The following is a 7,097-nucleotide window of genomic DNA, read 5'->3' as shown; positions in this document are numbered from 1 at the left end:
CCGGCATGTCCCCGCCGCCGATAGAGGCCACCAGGTGCCAGCCCAGCGCCAGCGCCAGCACCGTCACGGCGATCAGCAGCCACAACTGCGGCTCGTAGACGAACCACACCGTCAGCGCGACGAACCCGACCAGGGCGCCGACGTTGAGGAAGTTCTTGCCGGGCAGCATCAGCGGGTTGGACTTCATCCGCCCCGACAGTTTGAGGTTGGCCACGATCGAGCCGGTGAAGGTGACCGCACCGATGAACACCCCGATGAAGACCTCGGCCGAGTGAATCCCGAGCAAGCCCGACGCCGCCAGCTCCTGCGCATCCGGCCCGTTCCGCGCGGCCTCGACGTGCAGGTAGCCGTTCCAGCCGACCAGCACGGCGGCCAAACCGACGAACGAGTGCAACAGCGCGATCAGCTCGGGCATGCCGGTCATCTCGACGACCCTGGCCCGCCACAGTCCGATCGCCGCGCCCACCACGGTCGCGCCGATCAACAGCGCCAGGCCCACCGAGGGGATGCCGTGGTGCACCGCCAAAGTGATGGTCGCGGCCAGCGCAACCGCCATCCCCAGGATGCCGAAGCTGTTGCCGGCCTTGGACGTCTCGTGCTTGCTCAACCCGGCCAGGGCCAGGATGAACAGCAGGGCCGCGACGATGTACGCCGCCGAGGCGGCGGTCTCAACTGAAAACATAAGCGGGGTCTACTCCAAGTCGGGGTGCGCAGCGCCTAGCTGCGGGAGAACATGGCGAGCATGCGGCGGGTCACCGCAAAACCACCGAAGATGTTGATGCTGGCCAGCAGGATCGCCGCGGCGGCCAAACTCGTGATGACCGGGTCTTCGTGGCCGATCTGCAGCAGCGCGCCCACCACGATGATTCCCGAGATCGCATTCGTCACCGACATCAGCGGCGTGTGCAGCGCGTGGTGCACGTGCCCGATGACGTAGTAGCCGATCACGATCGCCAGCGCGAAGACGGTCAGATGCACCTGCAGCGCCGCGGGCGCCAGGGCGACCAGCGTGAACAGCACCGCAGCAGCGCCCACCACCAGGCCCAGCCGACGGCCCGCCGACATCGGCTCCTTGGCCGTCTGGGCGGGCACCGGGGCTTCGGCGGCCTTGGCCGGTGCGGCCGAGACCTGAACCGGTGGCGGCGGCCAGGTGGACTCGCCGTCGCGCACGACGGTCATCGACCGCTGCACCACGTCGTCGAAGTCCAGCACCAGCTGGCCGTCCTTGCCGGGGGTCATCAGCTTCATCAGGTTCACCAGGTTGGTGCCGTAGAGCTGCGATGCCTGCGCGGGCAACCGGCCGGCCAAGTCGGTGTAGCCGATGATCGTCACGCCGTTGTCGGTGACGATCGCCTGGTCTTTGACGGTGCCCTCCACGTTGCCGCCGTTGGCCGCGGCCATGTCGACGATCACGCTGCCCGGCTTCATCGACGCCACCATGTCGGCGGTGATGATCCGCGGGGCGGGCTTACCCGGGATGAGCGCCGTGGTGATGATGATGTCAACGTCGGCGCACTGCTCGGCGTAGAGCTGTGCCTCGCGGGCCTTGTAGTCGTCGCTCATCTCCTTGGCGTAGCCGGTGGCCGACACCTCGGTCTCAGTCGACTCGATCGACAGGTACTCACCGCCGAGCGAGCGAACCTGGTCGGCTACCTCCGGGCGGGGGTCGGTGGCCCGCACGATGGCGCCCAGGCTGCCGGCGGCCCCGATCGCGGCCAGGCCCGCCACCCCAGCGCCCACCACCAGAACCTTGGCCGGCGGCACCTTGCCCGCCGCGGTCACCTGACCGGTGAAGAACCGGCCGAAAACGTGGGCCGCTTCGACCACGGCACGGTAGCCGGCGATGTTGGCCATCGAGCTCAGCACGTCCAGCGACTGCGCACGCGAGATCCGGGGCACGGCGTCCATCGACAGGGCGGTGATGGGCCGGCGAGCCAGATCCTCGACCCGGTCGGGGTTCAGCGCCGGCGCGAGCAGGCTGACCAGGGTCGCGCCCGGCTTCATCCCGTCGAGCTGCTCGGCAGACGGGGCATTGACGCCGAAAACGATGTCTGCGCTGCGCGCATCACCGATGGTGGCGCCGGCCTCGGTGTAGGCCGCGTCGGAAAAGGACGAGGCCTCGCCGGCCCCGGAATCCACTACGACGTCGTAACCGAGCTTGATCAGCGCAGCGACTGTCGTCGGCGTCGCCGACACACGCGTCTCACCGGGCTGCGCCTCGGCTAGGACACCGATATTCATGACAGGGCTCTCCACCTTCGCATCTCTCCGCCATCTTCGGGCGGCTGACTCCCCTTGTTAACTGGAGGTTACAAAAATCCGACAAAGGGATCGCCGCAGCATACCGCGCAGCCGAATCAGGCCGACACCGCGCGCTGATCCAGCGGCACCAGCACGTCGATGACGTCGAGGACGGCAGCTCGGGCGGCCGCCCGCGGCCCCTGCAGGTCATCGACCAGCGCCGCCATCACCGCGCCGTCGACCATGCAGACCAGGGCATAGGCCATCTCGACCCGCGCGATCCGGCCGGAGCGTTCGACAGCTTCGGTGACCGCCTCGGAGCGTTGATGCAGGATGCGACGCTGAATGTCGCGCAGCGCCGGGTGCCGCGAGCACACGATGTAGCGCTCGTAGCGGGAGATCAGCTGCTCGTCGATCTGCCCGTCCCCGTCGTGACCGACCAGCAACTCCACCAGGATGTCCGCGGTGGTTTCGGCGCTGCGCCGACGCCGGGACAGGTCGGTGATCCGGGCGCGCAGTTGGGCCAGTTCCAACATCCCGATGTGTTCCACCGCGTGGGCGATCAGGTCGTCGAGCGAGGAGAAGTAGTACGTCGTCGATGCCAGCGGCAGACCGGCCCGTCGCGCCACGGCACGGTGGCGTACCGCATCGAATCCACCTTCGCGCAGCAGCTCGGCGGCGGCGCTGATCAGCGCGTACCGTCGCCGTTCACCCTTGGGCGTCACTGCTGTCATCACGCCTAAAGATGCTGCCAGCCCGGCTGGTGCCGCATCATGCGTTTCGGCTTTTCGAATCAAACCGCACCCGCTGGCATGATGACCCAATGCCGGAGTTGAACCGACGCGCGGTGCTGCGCATGGCGGCCACGATGGGCACCGCGGGCGCGCTGGGCGCGAGCGCGCTGCTGCAGCCGCGGACATGGGCCGCCCCGCTGCAGACCGCACCGACCATGGTCCGGGGTTCGTTCACCTCGGCGGCGCGCGGTGGGATCACCACCAACTGGGCAATCGCCCGGCCGCCCGGTCAGACCGGCGCGCTGCGTCCGCTGATCGCCCTGCACGGCAAGGGTAGTGACGCGGAAACCGTGATGGCCGGCGGCGTCGAGCACGGGCTGGCACAAGCAGTCGATGCGGGGCTCCCCGCGTTCGCGGTGGTGGCCGTCGACGGCGGCGGAAGCTACTGGCATCGCCGCGCGTCCGGGGAGGACTCCGGGGCGATGGTGACCGACGAGTTGTTGCCGCTGCTGGCCGAGCAGGGCTTGGACACCTCCCGGGTGGGTTTCATCGGCTGGTCGATGGGCGGTTACGGCGCCTTGTTGCTGGGCGGCCGACTCGGCCCGCGCCGGACCGCGGCCATTTGCGCGGTCAGCCCCGCGCTGTGGCTGTCGCCCGGGGCCAGCGCCCCGGGCGCGTTCGACGGGGCAGCGGACTTCGCCGCGAACTCGGTGTTCGGAATGCCGGCGTTGGGTTCGATCCCGCTCCGGGTGGACTGCGGCAACGACGACCCGTTCTACTCGGCCACCCAGGCATTCATCGCCCAGTTGCCCAACCCGCCCGCCGGGGGTTTCTCCCCCGGCGGCCACGACGGGTCTTACTGGAGTTCGCAGTTGCCCGCCGAATTGACCTGGCTGGCACCGCTGCTGGCCGCCTAGACCGTTTCCGGTCTGGCGGCCTGCGGGTCGCCGGGCCCTACTGGCAGAGCTTGCCCAGGGTGGTGATGTGCGTGTCGAGGTCGTGCCCGAGCTGCTCGCGTTCGGCATTGGGCTGCCCGACGAGGTAGCTGAGGTTAAGACGCTCAAGCCCGCCGGCCATCTTCTGGGCCTGGTCGGCAACGTCTTCCGGCGTCGCGGGGTTGGCCTCCAACCGGCCGCGCAGGTAGGCGGCGCTCGCGGTCAGCGACAACCTCGCGTTGGCGGCCACCGCGAGCTGGGCCACCGGGTTCTCCGGCTCCGGGTTCTTCATGTGCATGTTGTTGGCCACCGCTTGACGGGAAAGCACGACCGCGCCGCAGACGTCCTTCTTGGCCTCGTTGGCCTGCTCATCGCTGAACTTGGCAGAGCCGCCAGATGACGGATGCCACACGGCGGCCACCGCGGCGCCACCGATCAGGCCGGCGGCCAATCCGACCGCCGCGGCGATCAGCAACGGGCCGCGGCTCGGCTGCACCGGCGCGGGAAGGGGAGCCGACCGCCGCCTCTCCGGGGCTTCGGTCTTTTTCTCCGCGGCTTCGGTCGTCGCCGGAGGAGACTGCTCTACGGGTTCATCCGTTTTCTCGGATTCAGTGGACTCCGGTTCAGTTTGGTCAGCCATGCCCCAAGGATAGCGGTAGGCAACTCGCGTCAGATCTGTATCGCGCCCTGAGCGGCAGCTGCGCCGATGTCGCTGCGAAAGTGGCTCCCCGGCAGGCGAATTGAATTGACGATGCGATAGGCCTCGGCACGCGCGGCGCTCAGATCGGATCCGACGCCCACCACTGAGAGCACGCGCCCCCCAGCCGACACCACCGCGCCGTCCTCGCGGCGGGCGGTACCGGCGTGCAGCACTCCGTCACCCTCGGCCCCCACGATCACGTCGCCGACGCGCGGGCGCCCGGGGTAGTTCTCCGCAGCCAGCACCACCGTCACCGCCGCGGCATCGCGCCAGCGCAACGCCCCGAACTCGCTCAGTCCGCCGGTGGCAGCGGCGTGCAACAACTGCCCGAGCGGCGACTCCAGCAGCGCCAGCACCGCCTGCGTTTCGGGATCGCCGAAGCGGCAATTGAATTCGACCACCGCCGGCCCGGTCGAGGTCATCGCCAGACCGGCATAGAGCAGCCCGGTGAATCGGCTGCCCCGCCGCAGCAGTTCAGCCGCGACGGGTTCGACAATGTCAGAGACGATCGCAGCGGCGGCCTGCGCAGACAACCACGGCAGTGGGGCGTAGGCGCCCATGCCGCCGGTGTTGGGTCCGCTGTCGCCGTCGCCGACACGCTTGAAGTCCTGCGCCGGCAGCAGTGGCACCACGGTGGCACCGTCGACGATGCAGAACAACGACAGTTCGGGCCCGTCCAAAAAGGACTCCAGCAGCACCGGATGGCCGCTGTCGAGCAGGCCGGCGGCATGGGCCCGGGCGGCCGCCCGATCCGCCGTCACCACCACGCCTTTGCCCGCGGCCAGGCCGTCGTCTTTGACCACCCAGGCCGCCTCCCCGGCGTCGGGGCCGAACCGGCTCAGGGCGACGTCGAGGTCAGCGGGGCTGTCGACGATCTCCGATCGAGCGGTGCGCACCCCGGCGGCGGCCATCACGTCCTTGGCGAACGCCTTGGAACCCTCGATGCGAGCGGCGTCCTGCGACGGCCCGAAGCACGCGATTCCTGCGGCCCGTACCGCGTCGGCGACGCCCAGGACCAGCGGCACTTCCGGTCCGATGACCACCAGGTCTGCCTCGACCTCGCGTGCCAAGGCGGCGACCGCCGGCCCGGAGGTGATGTCGACATCGCGCTGCTCGGCCACCGCCGCGGTACCGGCGTTGCCGGGAGCGATCACCAGGTGATCGACCTGGGGGTCCTTGCGCAGAGCGAGGAGTAACGCATGTTCCCGGGCACCGGAACCGATCACCAGGACGCGCATGGGCGCCACTCCTCTCTGTATCGCCTCGCTGTTCATCGGCGGGACGCGACACAAAGGATATATAAGGTACGAACCGGTTTCCGGCCCGAGATCCCGCCCGCGCCGACGGCCCCGGCTTACCCCGCGGGGTAGCCGGGCTGGCCGCTTTGGCCGGAGGTGCCGCCGCTACCGCCTTGACCAGCAGCACCGGCGGATCCTGCGGCACCGCCCACTCCTGCGACGCCGGGGTCGCCGGGGTCGCCGCCTCTGCTGGTGCTGGAGTCGACGACCGCCCCGTTGCCGCCGTTGCCGCCGTTGCCGCCATCACCGTTCAGGCCGCCGGGTTCGCTGTTGCCGCCCGCTCCGCCGTCACCGCCGGCACCGCCGTCGCCGTTGTTGACGTCGATCACGCCGTCTGCACCGGCGGCGCCGTCACCGCCGTGGCCGCCGTTTCCGATGACACCGCTTCGACCGACGGCGCCTGTGCCGCCACCATCACCGCCGTGACCGCCGTTGCCGCCGTAGCCGTTGTTGTAGCCGATCTGGCCGGCGGTGCCGTGGCCGCCGTCACCGCCGTTGCCACCGGATCCGGCCTGCCCGGTGTCACCTCCGGCGCTGCCACCCAGGCCGCCATGGCCGCCGTTGCCGCCGTAGCCGTTGTTGAACGTGATGAAGCCGTGGGCGCCGGCACCCCCGTCGCCGCCGTCACCACCGTTACCCACCCGGCTGGCGAGGCCGACCGTCCCGGTCCGGCCGCTGTTGCCGCCGTGACCGCCGTTGCCGCCGTAACCGTTGTTGTAGCCAATCTGCCCCTCGCTGCCATGGCCGCCGTCACCGCCGTTGCCACCGGCGCCGGCTCGACCGCTGAGGTCACCGGCGTTGCCGCCGGCACCACCGTGGCCGCCGTTGCCGCCGTAGCCGTTGTTGAACGTGATCACGCCATGAGCGCCGGCACCACCATCGCCGCCGTCGCCACCGTCGCCGACCACACCGGCGCGACCAACGGATCCGGCCTGCCCGCCGGTACCGCCGTTGCCGCCCGCTCCGCCGTGGCCGTTGTTGTAGTCCACCTTGCCGGCCGCTCCGGTACCGCCGACACCACCGGCGCCACCGTTTCCGGCCCGACCACTGGCGTCACCGGCATTGCCACCGGCACCACCGTTGCCACCGTTGCCGGCCTGGCCGTTGTTCGACGTGAGCACACCGGCCGCGCCCATCCCGCCGACGCCACCGTCACCGCCGTCACCGACCGCACCGGCACGACCGACCG

The 7,097-nt window shown here is 70.0% G+C and carries 6 protein-coding genes and 1 pseudogene; 1 reads left to right on the top strand and 6 read right to left on the bottom strand.

Going from position 1 to position 7,097, the window contains the following annotated elements:
- The 3 genes from LI92_RS18780 to LI92_RS18770 form a co-directional block, all read right to left on the bottom strand.
- Window positions 1-682 (bottom strand): NAD(P)(+) transhydrogenase (Re/Si-specific) subunit beta (locus tag LI92_RS18780; RefSeq protein WP_046321640.1); only part of this gene is annotated, 682 nt, incomplete at its 3' end.
- A 35-nt stretch (window positions 683-717) separates the two neighbouring features.
- The gene (locus LI92_RS18775) at window positions 718-2,241 is read right to left on the bottom strand and encodes a Re/Si-specific NAD(P)(+) transhydrogenase subunit alpha (RefSeq protein WP_046321639.1); all 1,524 of its coding nucleotides are present in this window, start codon (window positions 2,239-2,241) and stop codon (window positions 718-720) included.
- A 116-nt stretch (window positions 2,242-2,357) separates the two neighbouring features.
- Entirely contained in the window at window positions 2,358-2,975 is a 618-nt protein-coding gene (locus tag LI92_RS18770; protein WP_046321638.1) for a TetR/AcrR family transcriptional regulator, read from the bottom strand.
- Window positions 2,976-3,064: 89 nt separating this feature from the next.
- Here LI92_RS18770 and LI92_RS18765 point away from each other — a divergent pair, with 89 nt between their 5' ends.
- On the top strand, window positions 3,065-3,892 hold the full coding sequence (locus LI92_RS18765; RefSeq protein ID WP_046321637.1) for an alpha/beta hydrolase-fold protein: 828 nt from the start codon (window positions 3,065-3,067) through the stop codon (window positions 3,890-3,892).
- Between the two features lie 37 nt (window positions 3,893-3,929).
- Here LI92_RS18765 and LI92_RS18760 read toward each other — a convergent pair whose 3' ends face one another.
- From LI92_RS18760 to LI92_RS23900, 3 genes and pseudogenes are all read right to left on the bottom strand, one after another.
- Window positions 3,930-4,550, bottom strand: a complete 621-nt coding sequence (locus LI92_RS18760) for a hypothetical protein (RefSeq protein WP_152665551.1) — start codon at window positions 4,548-4,550, stop codon at window positions 3,930-3,932.
- A 29-nt stretch (window positions 4,551-4,579) separates the two neighbouring features.
- Entirely contained in the window at window positions 4,580-5,848 is a 1,269-nt protein-coding gene (gene purD / locus LI92_RS18755) for a phosphoribosylamine--glycine ligase (RefSeq protein ID WP_046321636.1), read from the bottom strand.
- Between the two features lie 116 nt (window positions 5,849-5,964).
- Window positions 5,965-7,097 (bottom strand): annotated as a pseudogene (locus LI92_RS23900) (PE family protein); the annotation flags it as partial.

Source organism: Mycobacterium sp. UM_Kg1 (genome assembly GCF_000972925.1).
Taxonomy (GTDB): Bacteria; Actinomycetota; Actinomycetes; order Mycobacteriales; family Mycobacteriaceae; genus Mycobacterium; species Mycobacterium hiberniae.
Note: the sequence above shows the minus strand (reverse complement) of the source record. Positions and strands in the feature narration are given on the sequence as shown.

Bases quoted from the DNA above. Each gene is read 5' to 3' on its own strand.
- LI92_RS18775 (WP_046321639.1), bottom strand. From the start codon at position 2,241: ATGAATATCGGTGTCCTAGCCGAGGCGCAGCCCGGTGAGACGCGTGTG.
- LI92_RS18770 (WP_046321638.1), bottom strand. From the start codon at position 2,975: ATGACAGCAGTGACGCCCAAGGGTGAACGGCGACGGTACGCGCTGATC.
- LI92_RS18765 (WP_046321637.1), top strand. From the start codon at position 3,065: ATGCCGGAGTTGAACCGACGCGCGGTGCTGCGCATGGCGGCCACGATG.
- LI92_RS18760 (WP_152665551.1), bottom strand. From the start codon at position 4,550: ATGGCTGACCAAACTGAACCGGAGTCCACTGAATCCGAGAAAACGGAT.
- purD (WP_046321636.1), bottom strand. From the start codon at position 5,848: ATGCGCGTCCTGGTGATCGGTTCCGGTGCCCGGGAACATGCGTTACTC.